Raw genomic sequence first — 17,217 nt, 5'->3', positions numbered from 1 at the left:
GCGGATGGTGACTATATTTAAAAGTACAAAATGGGTGCTTCTATTCTATTTTTTATTAAGTGGTGTCGTGACGTCAGGTGTCATATATATGGGCAACTACATGGGGTATATTGAGATAAAGGATAGTCGTATGTGGTTATTTTACTCCTTGGGTATCGTTATTTTCATAGTGGTAATTGGTTATATGGCAGGGCAACGGATTCAGAGAGGGATAGATTTGCTCGATCTTAATATGCTACAGGTTGCTAAAGGTAACTTGTCAGTTCGGATGCCGGTGGTGGAGGATCAATCTTTTGCTCGCGTATACCATGAGTTTAATATGATGATGGAAGCCATGGAGAAGAAAATGAAGTTGCTTCAGCGCATGGGTGAACAGGAAGTGATGGAGCAAGAGAAAGCATCAGAGAATGCCGTTCTAGAAGAGCGGCGTCGTATGGCCCGTGATTTACATGATACGGTGAGTCAGCAACTTTTTGCCATTCACATGTCAGCTTCGGCCTTGCCTAAAGTGTTGGTCAAGAATGAAGAGCAGGGTAAAGAGGTGCTAAAGCAATTAATTGAAATGTCACATATGGCCCAAAAACAAATGCGCGCCCTTATCGCTCAGCTTCGCCCTGTCGAACTGGAGGGGAAAAGTCTTTCACAGGCAATAGAAAAGTGGTTTCCTGATTACTGTCGGCAAAATGGGCTTAAGGGTGTGAATGAGCTTGAGTTGCAGGGGGACATCTCGGAGGCGATTGAGCATCAGCTTTTTCTCATTATACAGGAAGCCATGGCGAATATAGTGAAACATGCACATGCAGTATTGGTGAGTATGTCATTACGTGAGGGAACCCATCAGGTGGTACTTAGCATTAGTGATGATGGGCAGGGTTTTGACGGAAAATCACATAAACAGGGATCCTATGGTTTGTTAACGATGCGCGAACGGGCAGAGAAACTCGGCGGTCAAGTTGAAATTATAAGTAAGAAGGGCGCAGGAACAACAATCCGCGTACATATTCCAAAGTTTAACCAAAGAGACAATGAACATGATAATCATTCAGGTGAGGTGGAGGTATAGATGGAGAATAAGATTAAAGTGTTGCTTGTGGATGATCATGACATGGTACGAATGGGTCTCAAAACGTATTTAATGCTGGAACCAACGTTTGAGGTAATTGGTGAAGCAAGTCACGGTCAGGCAGTGATTGAAATGCTACGGGATGGTGTTCCTGAGGGTCCCCCAGATTTAATATTAATGGATTTGATGATGCCAGTCATGAATGGCGCAGATACGACAAGAGCGGTTCTAGCGGAGCATCCAAATATTAAAATTGTGATTCTAACCAGTTTTCTTGAAGATGATCTTGTAGTCGATGCCATTGATGCAGGTGCTGTAAGTTATGTACTGAAAACAGTGTCGGCGGATGAGTTAATCTATGCATTGAAAGGTGCCTATAGAGGAATGCCAGTCATGACAGGTGATATCTCCCAAGCTTTAACACGCGGAATACGGCAGCGTATGGTGCAGAAGGATTCATCAGGTCTAACTGAACGAGAGAAGGAAGTTTTATTGCTGATTGCTGAAGGGAAAAATAATAAGGATATCGGAGAAGAATTGCATATAAGCATCAAGACGGTTAAAACACACGTCAGTAATTTGCTTATGAAATGTGAGCTCGAAGATCGAACGCAGCTTGCTATATTTGCCCATCGTAAAGGATGGGCTTAGTTACTATACATAATCTTAGTTGGAACTAGTTATAAAGATTCTAAAAAAATCAAGTGGTGGGCATCATCTTTAGAGGATTCTATATAGTCAAATTATTTCATATGTTTTATCTACCTTTAAATTGTTTTTAATGTGCTATTAAGGTTTATAGTACATGATAAGAACAGTTAAATAATATCCCTCCTCCATAATGTGAGGTCAGGGTATAGGAGGTTTATATATGAATGATCATAAAGACAATAACAGATCCGGACATTCGAATGAAGAGTTGGAACAGGAAATGAACAAACACCAGGAATCTTCTGAATCGGGTTCTTCATATTATTATTCTTATGGGCCTTTTCAGTCCATTGGCAAAGACAATGGACTGAATAACGAAGTGGATCCATACCAACGTAGGTATGATGACGATGTTGAGATTACTACACCACAGCCAGTGAGACCTTTGCCTTCCATAAATTCATACCGACCAACAAGTGGTGAGCAGTCTAAGGAAATGAATAACGGCAATAACGGCAATAACGGATCGGGTGGTAATGGGAATTGGCAGTATAGTAAACGTCCAAAGAGCTCTTTCAAGAGTATCGCAATTTCCTTTCTAGCCGGAATGTTGGTCATCAGTGGTCTGATGTTTACAGCAGATTATACGAATATGTTTACTGGTGATAGAGAGTCAGTATCGGTTTCAACGCAGGAGCAGGCTGTAAACGATGTAGCTCCTTCGACAGCTGTTACTACATCGCTTCCGCTATCGAAGCCAACCGATGTATCTACAGTAGTTCAAGAAGCTAGTCCAGCGGTTGTTAAGATCGCAACGTTAGTTAAATCTAGTAGTAGCAGAAGTGGACAACAGACTAATCCGAATTCCACGGACCCGTTCTCATATTTCTTCGGAGATCAATTCGGTAGTGGAAGTAGTGGGAATAACAATGAAGATGAGGATTCCTCTGCAAAGTCTGGAAGTGGATCTACGGATCAATTGGTTCCTTATGGTATAGGTTCAGGCTTTATCTACGATAAAGAGGGTTACATTCTAACGAATCAACACGTTGTTGATGGTGCTGATGTGATTCAAGTTACATTGGAGGGCAATAATAAACCCTATGAAGCTAAGCTCTTAGGATCAAGTAAGGAACTGGATTTAGCTGTACTGAAGATTGAAGGATCCGATTTCCCAATTGTCCCTTTGGGAGATTCTAATAGTGCTAAAGTCGGTGAGCCTGTTGTGGCTATTGGTAATCCACAAGGATTTGATCATACGGTTACAGCGGGTGTACTTAGTGCAATGGAGCGCAGTATCGATATCAACGAAGAAGATGGTAGTGGAACTCGTAAATATGAACATTTACTTCAGACCGATGCATCAATAAATCCAGGTAATTCGGGTGGGCCATTGTTAAATCTTCGCGGGCAAGTTATTGGAATTAATGTCGCAGTGAGCGCAGATGCACAAGGTATTGGATTCGCGATTCCTACAAGTGTGGTTTCAGAAGTTGTAGATAAGCTTGAGAGCAACCAAGAAATCCCTAAAACACCTGTACCCTTCATTGGTGCCTCTTTGATGACTATGACGGATGAGGTTGCTAACCAAATGGGATCAACGGTGAAAGAAGGTTCCTTCGTTTCCGAAGTGATCTATAAATCCCCAGCGTACGTTGCAGATCTTCGTCCGTATGATATCATTGTGGGTATCAACGGTACGAAATATCCTACGAGTCCGGATCTTATCGAGTTCATTCAGACGAAAGAAGTGGGAACAAAGATTACTCTCAATATTGTTCGGGATGGCAAAGAAATCGATCTTTCGGTGACGATTGGAAATAAGAATGACTTCGATACAACTACAACTAAAAAACAATAGTTACAAAAGAATAATAGCAGACAAATATCCTGAATCTTTAATAGCAATAGCGGAAGGGTTCTCTCCTTTCGCTATTGCTGTATCATAACGTAGAATATAGATAGAGAGAAACTTGATCATGTTATAAACAGATGTTAATAAAGGGGCTAAGACTCATGCGTTCGACTATTCTAATTATTGATGATGATGAGAAAATTATATCCATGCTTCGCAGAGGACTTGCTTTTGAGGGATACGATGTGGTAACAGCAAGTAATGGGGCAGAAGGTCTTAACGTTATTCTTGAAGGAGAACCTGATCTCGTTGTGCTGGATGTCATGATGCCCGTAGTAGATGGCTTTGAAGTATGCCGACGTATGCGAGAAGGTGGAAGCAAGATACCCATTCTGATGCTTACAGCGAAGGATGAAGTGGAGCATAGAGTGAAAGGATTAGATCTCGGAGCTGATGATTATTTGGTCAAGCCATTTGCGTTAGAAGAAATGTTAGCCCGTGTAAGAGCTTTATTAAGACGTAAGCCTGAACAGAATGAAGCTGGAGACAATAAGCTTACCTATGCAGATATCATTCTTGATATGGATGCAAGGGAAGTGTTACGTTCAGGGGAGCGAGTAGAACTGACGGCTAAGGAATTTGAACTTCTAAATTTATTCATGCAGAATCCGAAGCGTGTGTTATCTCGCGATTTAATTATGGATAAAATATGGGGATATGATTATAGTGGTGAATCGAATGTACTTGAAGTCTATATCGCCATGCTTCGCCAGAAGATGGAGGATAATGGTAGAAGTCGGCTTATTCAGACTATTCGTGGGGCAGGATATATCCTGAGAGGTGACAATTAAGTATGTCCATTCGATTACGGCTGACCGCTTGGTATACAGCCATTCTAGCCGTTACATTGATTGTATTCGGCTGTGTCATTTATGGCGTAATACACTATTATACTTACTCAGAAGTTGAGAAGAAAATTAATCGGCAGATTATACAGATTATACGAAGTCAGTCAACGGTTATAAATTTAAATGATGGAACATATAACTTTTTATTTAAATCTCCAAGTAATTTTCAGGACACCCAGACTTTTATACAAGTTTATAACTATACGAATGGTGAGATTATATCTGATGATAATCTAAAACGAATGGGTATGCAAATACCTGTTCCATCGCTGGAAAGTAAGATTACAGTAGGTGAATTAAGTCATATTCAAATTGAAAATTATTCATTTATATTGTATCAGCAGCCAATATTTGCTCAGAATGGTCCTCAGAATGGACAAATGATTGGACTTCTTCAAGTAGCTGCATTTACTGGACCGGAGCAAGTTTTACTTAATCGACTACAAAATATACTGATCCTTGGTTCTTTGATTATGATTATTTTTGCATCTACCTTAGGGTTGTTTCTGGCTCGGAAATCTATGCGACCGATTGGCAAAGTGATAGAAGCTGCTAATCAGATTCAGAAGGGGGCGGATCTTAGTGTTCGGATCGAGTATGATGGACCCGAAGATGAGATTGGTCAGTTGATTGGAACTGTCAACAATATGCTGGAACGAATGGATGGATTCTACAAGGAATTAGAAGACTCCTATGCAGCGCAGCGCCGTTTCGTATCGGATGCATCACATGAATTGAGAACCCCGTTAACTACGATTCGTGGCAATGTGGATTTATTACAGAGAATGTGGAGTAAGGAACCAGAAGATCGTTCGAATCTAGATGAAGCGGCATTAAAGGCAATGTCAATTGAAGCGGTTGGCGATATTGCGGATGAGGCGAAGCGAATGAGTCGACTGGTAAGTGATATGCTCTCATTAGCAAGAGCAGATACGGGCCATACCTTTGAAAAGGAACCTGTTCCGCTCGAGGTATTGGTTGAAGAAGTTTCTCGTCGTGCTCAATTCCTACCTCATGATGCAGAATGGATAACAGGAGATCTATCTACCTTGAACGGATTGTATGTCTATGGGAATAAAGATTATTTACAGCAAATGTTGTTTATTTTCATTGAGAATGCATTTAAATATACGCCTGAAGGTCATGTCCTCTTAGATGCATTCCGTTATCAGGATCAAGTTGGAATTCGTATATCTGATACAGGGATTGGAATGGATAAGAATGATGTTCCGCTTATATTCGAACGTTTCTATCGTGCAGATCAATCAAGAGGTGTGACGGAAGGGATCGGCTTAGGTTTATCTATTGCTAAATGGATTATAGATGAGATGGGAGGATCAGTTGAAGTCGTAACTCGCTTAGGTGAAGGGACGACATTCATCATTTGGTTACCAACAATCTTTCATGCTCCCCTTGAATAAGCTATAATAGGTGGGAAAGTAAAAAGAAAAGAGGGTGAGACTTGTGGAGGTTCTTAAAATTTCTCCTCGGGGATACTGTTATGGAGTCGTAGATGCGATGGTGCTTGCTCGCCAAGCGGCTCAGAATCTAGATCTTCCTCGGCCTATATATATATTGGGTATGATCGTGCATAACGCTCATGTAACGAATTCTTTTGAAGATGATGGCATTATTACATTAGATGGCTCTAATCGTCTGGATATTCTGGACCAAGTGGATAAGGGTACGGTTATTTTTACCGCTCATGGCGTATCACCAGAGGTTCGTAAGATTGCCCGTGACAAAGGATTAACGACTGTAGATGCAACTTGTCCTGATGTGACGAAGACGCATGTCCTTATAGATGAAAAGGTTAGCGACGGGTATGAGATTATTTATATTGGTAAAAAAGACCACCCAGAACCTGAGGGTGCACTTGGTGTTGCCCCTGGGCATGTTCATCTCATTGAGAAGGAAGAGGAAATCCATGATCTTGTTCTCAATACAACGCGTATTGTGATTACCAATCAGACGACGATGAGCCAATGGGATATTAAGCATATCATGAAGAAACTGCTACTGAAATTCCCTACAGCAGAAGTTCATAATGAGATCTGTATGGCTACTCAAGTCAGACAAGAAGCGGTAGCTGAACAAGCAGGTCAAGCGCAACTAGTCATTGTTGTCGGAGATCCTCGGAGCAATAACTCCAACCGACTTGCGCAAGTGTCAGAAGAAATTGCTAACGTCAAGGCTTATCGTGTGGGAGATGTAACTGAAATCGATCAGGCTTGGCTACAAGGGATTAGCAGAGTAGCTGTAACTTCAGGTGCATCTACTCCGACACCTATTACGAAGGAAGTCATTACGTATCTTGAGCAATATGATGCAGCGAATCCAGAAACATGGGAGATTAAGCGGACTGTGAATATGAAAAAGCTGCTTCCATCGGTGAAAGTGAAAAGTAGTACCTCTACGTCGTAACCAGAATAAATAGGTTAGAAATGAAAAGGCAGACTTAGATTGAACATAAGCCTGTCTTTTCATTGTTTATGTGCGCGGATAGAGGATTTATGCTTGACGGAGAATAGCTGTATGCGGTATATTTGCTTTAGCGATTAAAAGCATAAAAGCATAAAAGCGAACAAGCGTTTAAGTGGAGAAGTATTTCTATCATATAACTCATATTCGAAGGGACGGAATAAAAATGATCGTAATTATGTCTAATGCTACATCAGATGAGCAAGTTCAGGAAATTGTAAAGGTCATTGAACAAGAAGGGTTACAAGTACATGTATCTCGTGGCGCAGATCGTACAGTTGTTGGGTTAATTGGTACTGTAACTCCCAAACTTGCGGAGCACCTTCGTCAAATGAATGGTGTGGATAATGTAGTTAAGATTTCTAAATCCTATAAATTGGCTAGCCGTGATTTCCATCCCGAGAATACCGTTATTAATATAAAGGATGTACAAATTGGTGGTGACGAGATCGTTATTATGGGCGGTCCTTGTGCCGTAGAATCTCCTGAACAGATTGATGAAATAGCTCGATTAGTTAAAGCTGCTGGTGGTCAAGTTCTTCGTGGTGGAGCATTTAAGCCGCGTACAGGGCCATATAGTTTCCAGGGTGTGGGTGTAGAAGGTTTAATTATGATGGCAGAAGCAGGAAAGAAACATGGTTTATTAACGATAACAGAGGTTATGACACCGGAATATGTGGATGTATGTTCTGAATATGCTGACATCTTGCAAATTGGAACTCGGAATATGCAAAACTTTGATTTGCTTCGTAAACTCGGAACGTGTGGGAGACCTGTGCTACTTAAGAGAGGATTCAGTGCGACATATGATGAATTACTGAATGCAGCTGAGTATATCCTTGCGGGTGGGAACCCCGATGTTATGCTATGCGAACGAGGCATCCGTACATTCGAGTCATACACGCGTAACACGCTAGATTTAGCTGCTATTCCAGTTCTGCAACAACTCAGTCATTTACCTGTAATCTCTGATCCAAGTCACGGTACGGGACGCAGAGAGCTGGTAGAACCTATGGCTAAGGCATCCATTGCAGCTGGTGCTGATGGTATGATTATTGAAATGCATACTGATCCAGACAATTCGATGACAGGAGATGGCGTGCAGTCGCTGTTCCCAGATCAATTTGCAGCCTTATTGAAGGATATCGAGAAATTAGCTCCGATTGTTGGTAGAACATTCAACACGGAGAAGGCAGCGGCAGAAGTATTCGTAATTAGAAATTAATCACTTAAAGTGCTAAATAAAATAATATGAATATCCGTTAAGGAGTCCACCTCTGAAAAAATCAGGGATTGTGGGCTCTTTGTGTTGAATAAGGACAAAGTCTCTCGGAATACAATGTCAGGTTATCTCACACAATCGAAAGAAATACCTTACATAGATATTGACGCTGAAAATTTTGCGTTTTATAATGACGACAGAAAATAAATGTTCATGAACATTCGCATGATGAATATAAGTTAATGTTCGGAAATTGGGAGGAAAAGACATGTCAGTTGAAAATGTATTGAAAAGTATCCAGGATAATAATATTGAGTGGGTTGACTTTCGTTTCGTAGATTTAGCAGGACGTGCTCATCATATTAGTTTACCATCTTCCGAAGTTGATGAAGAAACGTTTGTGAACGGAGTAGCGTTTGACGGTTCTTCTATTGCTGGATTTCGAGGTATCGAAGAATCAGATATGGTAATGATGCCAGATCCAGAGTCCATATTCATCGATGCTTTCACTGCACACCCAACTTTAAATATTATGTGTAACATTCATACGCCAGATGGCGAACGTTATGAGCGTGACCCACGTAGTATCGCTGATAAAGCAGAAGAGTTTCTGCAAAAAAGTGGCGTAGGCACAACAGCATTTTTTGCTCCAGAATCCGAATTCTTTATTTTTGACGATGTGCGTTATGAAAGTGGTATGAACAGTTCTTCTTACTTTGTAGATTCTGAAGAAGCGGCATGGAATACGAATCGCAAGGAAGAAGGAGGCAATCTTGGTTTCAAGGTTGGCGTTAAGGGAGGATACGTACCAGTTGCTCCTATAGACAAACAACAAGACATCCGTAGCGAAATGTGTCGCTTGCTTGAAGAAGCAGGACTACGTATTGAGCGTCATCACCATGAAGTAGCAACTGCAGGTCAAGCTGAAATTAACTTCCGTTTCGATACCTTGAAGAAGACAGCTGATAATCTTCTTAAATATAAATATATTGTGCATAACACGGCACGCCAATATGGAAAAGTAGCGACCTTTATGCCAAAACCGATTTTTGGAGATAACGGAAGCGGAATGCACGTTCACCAATCCATCTTTAATGGCGATACACCTCTTTTCTATGAAAAAGGTGGCTATGCGAACATGAGTGAGATGGCGTTACATTATATCGGTGGTATTCTATACCATGCTCCTGCATTAATCGCGTTAACTAATCCATCTACAAACTCATTCAAACGTTTGGTTCCTGGATACGAAGCGCCAGTAAATCTGGTGTACTCCAAAGGAAATCGTTCGGCAGCGATACGCATCCCAGTGGCTGCTGTAACGCCTAAGGGTTGTCGTGTTGAATTCCGTACTCCTGACTCCACGGCTAACCCGTATCTGGCATTCTCAGCTATGCTAATGGCTGGTCTAGATGGTATCAAGAGAAAGATTGATCCAATTGAGCTTGGATATGGACCTATGGACACTAACATCTATGAATTATCGGAAGATGAGAAATCCAAAATCCGTAGTGTTCCTGCTTCCTTGGAGGAAGCATTAGATGCATTGGAAGCAGACTACGAATTCCTTACTGAAGGTGAAGTGTTCACTAAATCCTTCATCGACAACTTCGTTTCTCTGAAACGCACTGAAGCTAAATCAGTAGCAATTCGTGTTCATCCACATGAATATGGTCTTTATTTCGATTGTTAATCCAATATTTAGAAATGTATTATTCAACAAGTCCTTCGGGTTATTTATACCCGAGGGATTTTGTTTGAATATATGAAAAGGTTAAGTTCGACTATTCTTTATAAATAGTTTTACCTGAAACGGTAAATGTTCCTCTAAGGATGGCGAAGCCGCTTTTTCTGGGCAAGTACCCTTTTCGCACGGTGTCGCTTTAGTCCGATAAATAAAACATAGCAGGCCTATAAATAAATTAAATGTCCCGTTAGATGTAAGATCGTGCATAACCTACTTGATGACCTTGAGTATTACTGCTATCATAGCGATATCATATTTAGAGAATAAGAGATAGGGAAAGCGGGGATATACACATGACTAAGAGAGCCTATAATTTTAATGCCGGACCGGCTGCATTACCGTTGGAAGTATTGGAGCGTGCACAAGCTGAATTTGTGGATTTCCACAACACAGGCATGTCTATTATGGAAATGTCACACCGTGGTAAAGTCTATGAAGGAGTTCATAATGAAGCCATAACGCGGTTACTTTCTTTACTTGGTAATCCAGAAGGGTACAAGGTACTGTTCTTACAAGGTGGGGCAAGTACACAATTTGCTATGATTCCAATGAACTTCTTGAGCGAGGGTAAAGTTGCAGCTTATGTACATTCGGGAAGTTGGGCTGATAAAGCGATTAAAGAAGCGAAGTTACTAGGTGAGACTACTGTATTGGCTTCTTCAGCAGCTGACAAATTTATGACTATTCCTAACCTAAGTGATGTTGTTATACCTGAGAATGCTGCCTATGTACATATTACTTCTAATGAGACTATTGAAGGTACTCAATATCAGACGTATCCAGAGACAGGAAATGTACCTCTTATTGTTGACATGTCTAGTGATATTCTAAGTCGCAAACTTGATATCACTCAGTTCGACCTCATTTATGCAGGCGCGCAAAAAAACCTAGGACCATCAGGTGTAACGATCGTTATTGCGAAGGAAGAATTACTTAACGAATCACCTAAAGGTGTGCCATCCATGCTACGTTATGATACGCACCTTTCGAATAATTCTCTTTACAATACACCGCCGGCTTTCTCAGTATATATGGTTAATGAAGTTCTTAAATGGGTGGAAGAGCAAGGTGGTATTGAAGGTGTAGAAGCTAATAATAGGAAGAAAGCTAGTCTAATCTATGATACAATAGATAATAGTGATGGCTTTTACCGAGGACCTGTTGATTTAGCAAGTCGTTCTATCATGAATATTACTTTCCGCCTGACTTCCGAAGAACTAGAGAATAAGTTCATTAAGGAATCAGAGCAAGAAGGTTTTGTAGGTCTAAAAGGACATCGGAGTGTAGGTGGATTGCGAGCTTCAATTTACAATGCTGTTCCTTATGACAGTTGTAAGGCTTTGACTGATTTCATGGTTCGTTTCCAAAAAGACAATGGTTAACAGGTAACAAGGTGATGAATTTTAATTCAAATTTCCGACCTTCCGCCTATGGCGGGAGGTTTTTTGAAGCGATCATTCCTATTTGTTTTCACTGATGTTTGGTAATCGTGCATTGGTAATTGTTCACGGATAAACGTACAATGATAAAAGACGAACGCAGTGGGCGTTGATCTATGAATCTTTTATGGGGTTCAAATAAGTGGGAAAAGATAGGTGGATGAGGACATCATGGCTTTACATATCGTGTTAGTCGAACCCGAAATACCAGCTAATACGGGTAACATTGCTAGAACTTGCGCTGCAACAGGTGCACATTTGCATTTGGTGCATCCTCTAGGATTTCGTACAGATGATGCAACGTTGAAGAGAGCAGGATTAGATTATTGGCATGCAGTTCACATTGAATACCATAATTCTTTTGCAGAAGTTCAAGAGAAGTATGCAGGGAGTCGCTTTTTTTATGCTACAACTAAAGTTGATCAGAAATTTACTGATTTCAGCTTTCAAGATGAGGACTTCTTCGTATTTGGTAAAGAGACTAAAGGACTACCTCCGGAATTGCTTGCGGCGAACCCGGATACGTGTATGACGTTACCTATGTCAGATAAGGTTCGTTCCTTGAATCTTTCTAATTCTGCTGCTATTATCATCTATGAAGCACTACGGCAGCTAGATTTTCCAGGTATGGAGTAAGATCGATCTGGTCGGAGATTTTTTGGCCAATTAGGTTGATTATAATAAAAAAATAGTTAGATAGCAGGATTCGACATCCTTATATCGAACTATTAATAAAGACTCATTTTTTTTTAGTTAAAAGTATGATTCTTATATTTAGAAACTGCTTCAAATTAGTAAAGATTCATAATCGTTAATAGGAGAGGTGTACTTCCATAATGAAACCTGCTGGTGTAGTTCGTAAGGTGGATCAGCTGGGAAGAATTGTCTTACCTAAGTCTCTGAGAAAAAGGTATCAGATGAATGAAGGCGACCCAGTTGAAATTTTGGTACAAGGAGAACATATTATATTGGAGCGTTACCGCCCAAAATGTGTTTTTTGCGGTTCAATAGAAGAAGTAAATGATTTCAAAGATCGTTATATTTGTGCCCCATGTCTGTCTGAAATGACACAATTGCTTCAAGCATAGGCACACAACAAATGGCATCGCGAATATTCGCGATGCTTTTTTGTAAAGTGTAGATGTTTATTTTCTATTTGGCATTACTAAGTGATGATAGAGGACTAATGGAACAACCTCTAATATTAAAAAAAAGCTTCCCCAGGAAAGAGGAAGCTTTACGTTCTTACAGACCCTTAGTTTTATCTTCGTTGTAAGAGGATGTAAGAATGCCCGTCACGAATAACGCGAGCACAAGCATAATAATCCAAAAAGTTAATGAGAAAGACATCCAAGCCACCTCCTGATCATACTACTTACAAGTACCTTATAATTACTATTATAACCAGCTTGATCGGAAAAATAAATACAATATCATTATTTAAAAAATAAGAAATTTGTCGGAACCTGGCGAAGATTACCATCTGAAGGTTTATTGATGATTTTGTCTTTCAGAATAAGGGATGATGAGCCTCCGCCATCCAAGTTATAGGCATTACGAACGCCTAAGTTAAACAACTTTTTTTGTAGCTCTTTCAATGTAGCACCCGAGCTTCCATTCTCATTGTATCCATCGATGACAAGAATGAGTAATTGATCATCCTTATAGTTTCCTATGACTGTACGTGGTGCCCTGACTGGTGAAGTCTGCCATTTCACGGGAATCGGTACTTTATGACCATCGGTAAGGAGAGTGGGTACAAATGTGGCACCAAATGAAGGCTCAAGGTCATCTAGGTCTTGTTTCTTCTGAAATTTACCGCCGATAAGTTTACCTGATTGATTTAGACCTACGAAGGAAAGATCTTTGTAACTAGATTCAAAACCGGTTACATACTGACCGTCCATTACGGTTGTACTTAGGGGGTAACGTTTGCCACCACCATCGGCAAAACCTCCAGCATTAATACCAGCTACTGCATCATTACGCTTAACAGCTTGTAATGTCGTCTCCGATCCACCTACAGTGTTACTACCTAAACTCATTTGCATCGCTGTTGGATCTTTGAGCTTCACCTTCATGGCATATCCGCGATAATAACCTGTATTCACTTTGAAAAGTTCAATTGTAATCCGGTCACTGTCTACACGTTCGTAGGGCGTACCTAGCTTTGTAGAAATTTTTTGATTATAGATTTGCTCTGGTATTAGGGCTTGTACACGTGCTAATTGAACAATAGAAGATGTCGTATCTAGTGTACTTTGATAAATTTTCGCTGATTTACGAATGGAGGACAGAGTCCCTTGCGCCATGTTCTCAGCTTGTCCTAATTGCTCGGAGATCGATTGTGTCTGTGAATCTAAAGTTAGGCTAGGGACAAATGCTTGGGTATCTGTATCCCATTGTAGAGGTGCTGAGCTGATGATGAGCCACAGGAAAAGGCCAAAGAAAGGTGCTGTTAGTATTAAAAAGAAACGATTGACATGTTTAACTTGCAATGTCATTTGAGAAGATCCATTTTCTTTTGCAACGTGTTCAACTGATTTTTGACATCGTTCAGCTGAGTATATAACTTGTTGCTGTTGTCAGTTTTACTTGTAGCATTATCTTTCGTGAATGTAAGAAGTTCATTGAAAGACTGCACCTTGCTATCAAGTTCACCTACTTGTGTAGATATGATACTTAGTTGTTTCTCATAATCAACTTTTAATAGTGTCATTTGTTTCTGTGTTTCCCGCTGTAATTGCTGGAGCATGTCTTGCTTCAAATGATTGCTATATAAATAGGTAGCAGTAATACCCAATGCGATCAATACGATCCATACTAGCAAGAATAGTTTTACAGAGGGACCACTTTTAGTTTTACTTCGTTGGTTATAATGCGTTGTGGTCTTCGTGGAAGACTGCATTTCATCACCTCAATGCTTTTTTATCGAATTCTTATTCTATCATTACCCTATTGATTTCGCAAAATACGATATAAAATACGAGAATAACTAGAATTACATTTCCATTTATGGAAATATTGATATACAATCTTTTTGTTGCTTATTTATCATAAGTTCAGGGGGTCTTTTACAATGCCGAAGGTTTGGCGAGTTGTAATCATAGATAGTCAACCGACACGAATGCTAGGAACGAAGCTAATATTAGAGGAGCAGGAGAATTTACAGGTACAGGGGATGTTCTCTTCTTTTGAAGACGGTATACATTTGATTGAAGAGTTGAAGCCTGAACTCATCCTATTGGATGATTATCTACCTGAAGGTAAATCAGAGGTATTGCTTGCCCAAATAAAGTATCAATCTCCAGGAAGTGAAGTCATCATATATACAGACGATGAAGGACTTTCTGTGGTTCATACGATGTTCAGTTTAGGAGCAAGTGGTGTTCTGTCTAAGCAGGCAACTTCTTCACAGCTTATTCTGCTCATTGAAGGCTTGCGTGCGGGGTTCACATTATTACCGCTTGATTGGCTGAAGCATGGGATTTGGCCTATTGTTGCTCCCATGTCCAAGCAAGATCTATTTGAATTAACAGAGATGGAAATATTCATATTGGAACGAATTATTCAAGGAATTACATACGATAAAATAGCTCTAGAGGTTGAGGTTAGCAGGAGATCTATCGATAATTACTTACGGAAAATTTATGTGAAGTTAAATGTATCGACGCGTGCACAGGCCATAGAGAAATACACTCTTCATTCGCAAACGCAAATCCATAGCCCGATGTACGCTTAAGGAATCCATTTTATGTGAATTAAGCATATTTAAAGCTTGAACCGAATACGATTGAGGGGTTAACCAAAGATAAATAGATAGATGGAGGAGGAGAAATCATGCGGTACTCTTTTACTTCGAGAGCGGAATGGATGATGTCATCTTCGCTTAAGTATATTAAGTCATACCCACGGCAGGAATCATTTATATCTTTTGCTGAGGAGTTACCAGCAGAAGATTTATTCCCGCTTACACCGTTGAAATCGGCTGCTGCTGCCGTTCTATCTAGTAACCCGCTGGCTTTGCAATACGGTGATCCAGAAGGGTATACCCCACTGCGTGAATGGCTTAGAGCGGAATGGAGACTACATAAAGACGTAGAAGTGAAGGTAAGTGAAATTCTACTTACGACAGGTAGCCAACAGGCGATGGATCTGCTTGCGAGAGTGTATGTTGATCCAGGGGATACGGTGCTTGTGGAGAATCCTACGTCCCCGGGATGTCTGCAAATATTAAGGATGCAAGGTGCAGATATAATTCCTGTAGAAGGGAATGAGGACGGAATTCGGGTCGAACATTTACTTCAACAGATTGAAGCTCATCATCCTAAGCTTCTCTTCGTTGCTCCCAATTTTACGAATCCAACAGGTGTTCTCTGGAGCATAGAAAGACGCAACGAGGTACTTGAGTTATGTCGGAGACATAACATTCTCATTGTGGAAGATGACTCGTATGGTGATCTCCATTTCATGAGTGCGAAGGATCCCTCTTTTATGGTGGAGAGTTATCCCTCTCTCTTTGCCTTGGATGGTCATGGAGTTGGTGGACAAGTATTGTATGTAGGTTCGTTCAGCAAGACCGTAGCTCCAGGACTTCGTACGGGCTGGGCGGCAGGTAATCGCCAGCTGATTGAAGTTATGGCTGCAGCTAAACAGCTGGCGGATTGGCAGTCTAGTAACCTGAACCAGAGGCTTCTACATCAGTTACTGGAATCGACATTATTCGATTGGAATAAACATATAGTCCTTCTAAATCGCGAATATAGTATTCGTCTGAAATTAATGAACGAGCTCTTGAAACGCCCAGCCTGGAAAGGTATCCATTATACGCTTCCTGCTGGTGGAATGTTTTTGTGGGTGCAGCTTCCTGCTGGACTGCATAGTGAGTCACTATTGAAGTGCTCAATTGGAAAAGGAGTTAGTTTCTTACCGGGCACTCTTTGTTATGCGGGGGAGGGAGGAATGGATCGCATCCGTCTTAATTTTACTCATCCAGGCCGAGATGAGTTATGGCTAGGAATGAATCTGATTAGTGAGGCAATTCATGAATTCACAGCGCGAAGTTAGTTGGATTCGGAATCTCCAAGAGTCAGGAGTTCTGTGAGTGGGATAGGGTTGGTGGAGCGTGGTTCTAACACGTTTACATATTGTTCTAAGGCTGCAACGCCTACTTGTGTAAGAACATATCGTCCTCGTGAAATTCGTTCAAACCATCCATAGTAATTATTCTGAAGGATGGAGGAGGCAGTACTTAGTCCCGTGAGATTGCGTAAATAAGCAGGGGAGACTCCAGCAGGATCAACATCTCTTAAGGAATGGGCAAGACGTAGTGCCTTCTCACGGTACGCGGTCACCAATTTCGCGCGATTGCTTCCTCCCGTATTGTAGTCACCGCTTCGTTCATGGAATTCTTCAATGAGTTGTGTCTTCCGACGTTTATTGTTTTTTGGATACGTTAGGGCTGCATTAGGGTGTGTAATCATCTCGACAATTGGTTTTTTGGTCTTATAAAAGGTGATGGTGATGAGTCCGAGTCCAAGGCGCTGACATAGATTGGTTAGGTCACCCCAACGTTGATTGACCGCTCCACGCTTTGCGCGACTCCGTTCCACAGCCAAATATACATTCGAACTTAATTTCAGGCGTTCTAACCCTTGCAACAGTAGCGAGAGGTTGAACGTCTTTTTCATTTCAACGATGAGAGGCTCAGGTAGATCATCTCGCACGCCAACGAGGTCACAGTGTCGGACTTCTCCCTTGATAACATATCCTTGTTGCTCAAAAAACTTTTTCAAAGGGTCATACAGCTCGGTCTCATGCTTGACGGCCATATCCGGTCCCCCCTTTCTTA

Annotated in this window: 16 protein-coding genes; 13 read left to right on the top strand and 3 right to left on the bottom strand. The window is 40.9% G+C overall.

The features are described 5' to 3' along the window. Nucleotides 1-4: 4 nt before the first annotated feature. The 11 genes from J2T13_RS05640 (at nt 5) to J2T13_RS05590 (ending at nt 12,454) form a co-directional block, all read left to right on the top strand. Nucleotides 5-1,063, top strand: a complete 1,059-nt coding sequence (locus J2T13_RS05640; protein WP_429369166.1) for a sensor histidine kinase — start codon at nt 5-7, stop codon at nt 1,061-1,063. Then, nucleotides 1,064-1,714, top strand: a complete 651-nt coding sequence (locus tag J2T13_RS05635) for a response regulator (RefSeq protein WP_429369164.1) — start codon at nt 1,064-1,066, stop codon at nt 1,712-1,714. A gap of 220 nt (nt 1,715-1,934) precedes the next feature. After that, entirely contained in the window at nt 1,935-3,575 is a 1,641-nt protein-coding gene (locus J2T13_RS05630) for a S1C family serine protease (protein ID WP_429369162.1), read from the top strand. 155 nt (nt 3,576-3,730) lie between these two features. Then, nucleotides 3,731-4,420, top strand: coding sequence for a response regulator transcription factor (locus tag J2T13_RS05625; RefSeq protein ID WP_429369160.1), 690 nt, complete (start codon nt 3,731-3,733; stop codon nt 4,418-4,420). A 2-nt stretch (nt 4,421-4,422) separates the two neighbouring features. Beyond that, nucleotides 4,423-5,898, top strand: a complete 1,476-nt coding sequence (locus J2T13_RS05620) for a sensor histidine kinase (RefSeq protein WP_429369158.1) — start codon at nt 4,423-4,425, stop codon at nt 5,896-5,898. A gap of 43 nt (nt 5,899-5,941) precedes the next feature. After that, nucleotides 5,942-6,901, top strand: coding sequence for a 4-hydroxy-3-methylbut-2-enyl diphosphate reductase (locus tag J2T13_RS05615; RefSeq protein ID WP_429369156.1), 960 nt, complete (start codon nt 5,942-5,944; stop codon nt 6,899-6,901). 223 nt (nt 6,902-7,124) lie between these two features. After that, nucleotides 7,125-8,183 (top strand): 3-deoxy-7-phosphoheptulonate synthase, encoded by a 1,059-nt coding sequence (gene aroF, locus J2T13_RS05610; protein WP_429369154.1) that lies wholly within the window; start codon nt 7,125-7,127, stop codon nt 8,181-8,183. Nucleotides 8,184-8,448: 265 nt separating this feature from the next. Further along, nucleotides 8,449-9,873, top strand: coding sequence for a type I glutamate--ammonia ligase (gene glnA, locus J2T13_RS05605; RefSeq protein WP_429369152.1), 1,425 nt, complete (start codon nt 8,449-8,451; stop codon nt 9,871-9,873). Nucleotides 9,874-10,220: 347 nt separating this feature from the next. After that, on the top strand, nt 10,221-11,309 hold the full coding sequence (gene serC, locus J2T13_RS05600; RefSeq protein WP_429369150.1) for a 3-phosphoserine/phosphohydroxythreonine transaminase: 1,089 nt from the start codon (nt 10,221-10,223) through the stop codon (nt 11,307-11,309). A 228-nt stretch (nt 11,310-11,537) separates the two neighbouring features. Then, on the top strand, nt 11,538-12,002 hold the full coding sequence (trmL, locus tag J2T13_RS05595; RefSeq protein WP_429369148.1) for a tRNA (uridine(34)/cytosine(34)/5-carboxymethylaminomethyluridine(34)-2'-O)-methyltransferase TrmL: 465 nt from the start codon (nt 11,538-11,540) through the stop codon (nt 12,000-12,002). A gap of 200 nt (nt 12,003-12,202) precedes the next feature. Next, on the top strand, nt 12,203-12,454 hold the full coding sequence (locus J2T13_RS05590) for an AbrB/MazE/SpoVT family DNA-binding domain-containing protein (protein WP_429369147.1): 252 nt from the start codon (nt 12,203-12,205) through the stop codon (nt 12,452-12,454). 348 nt (nt 12,455-12,802) lie between these two features. Here the strand turns inward: J2T13_RS05590 and J2T13_RS05585 are convergent, their stop codons facing one another. Continuing rightward, nucleotides 12,803-13,870, bottom strand: coding sequence for a phosphodiester glycosidase family protein (locus J2T13_RS05585; RefSeq protein WP_429369145.1), 1,068 nt, complete (start codon nt 13,868-13,870; stop codon nt 12,803-12,805). Then, nucleotides 13,867-14,274 carry a hypothetical protein gene (locus J2T13_RS05580; RefSeq protein ID WP_429369143.1) on the bottom strand — a complete coding sequence of 136 codons (408 nt, stop codon included), beginning with the start codon at nt 14,272-14,274 and terminating at the stop codon, nt 13,867-13,869. The genes J2T13_RS05585 and J2T13_RS05580 overlap by 4 nt, the downstream gene beginning before the upstream one ends. Nucleotides 14,275-14,445: 171 nt before the next feature. On the opposite strand from J2T13_RS05580, the gene J2T13_RS05575 reads away from it, so the two are divergent. Both J2T13_RS05575 and J2T13_RS05570 read left to right on the top strand, forming a co-directional pair. Continuing rightward, nucleotides 14,446-15,108, top strand: a complete 663-nt coding sequence (locus J2T13_RS05575) for a response regulator transcription factor (RefSeq protein WP_429369141.1) — start codon at nt 14,446-14,448, stop codon at nt 15,106-15,108. 98 nt (nt 15,109-15,206) lie between these two features. After that, the gene (locus J2T13_RS05570; RefSeq protein ID WP_429369139.1) at nt 15,207-16,433 is read left to right on the top strand and encodes a PLP-dependent aminotransferase family protein; all 1,227 of its coding nucleotides are present in this window, start codon (nt 15,207-15,209) and stop codon (nt 16,431-16,433) included. On the opposite strand, the gene J2T13_RS05565 is transcribed toward J2T13_RS05570, so the two are convergent. Then, entirely contained in the window at nt 16,430-17,197 is a 768-nt protein-coding gene (locus J2T13_RS05565) for a DUF2161 domain-containing phosphodiesterase (RefSeq protein WP_429369138.1), read from the bottom strand. The genes J2T13_RS05570 and J2T13_RS05565 overlap by 4 nt on opposite strands. Between the last annotated feature and the right edge of the window lie 20 nt (nt 17,198-17,217).

Origin of the sequence: Paenibacillus sp. DS2015 (assembly GCF_050433705.1) — a bacterium.
GTDB lineage: Bacteria > Bacillota > Bacilli > Paenibacillales > Paenibacillaceae > Paenibacillus_AQ.
This window is presented reverse-complemented; position numbering and strand designations above follow the sequence as displayed.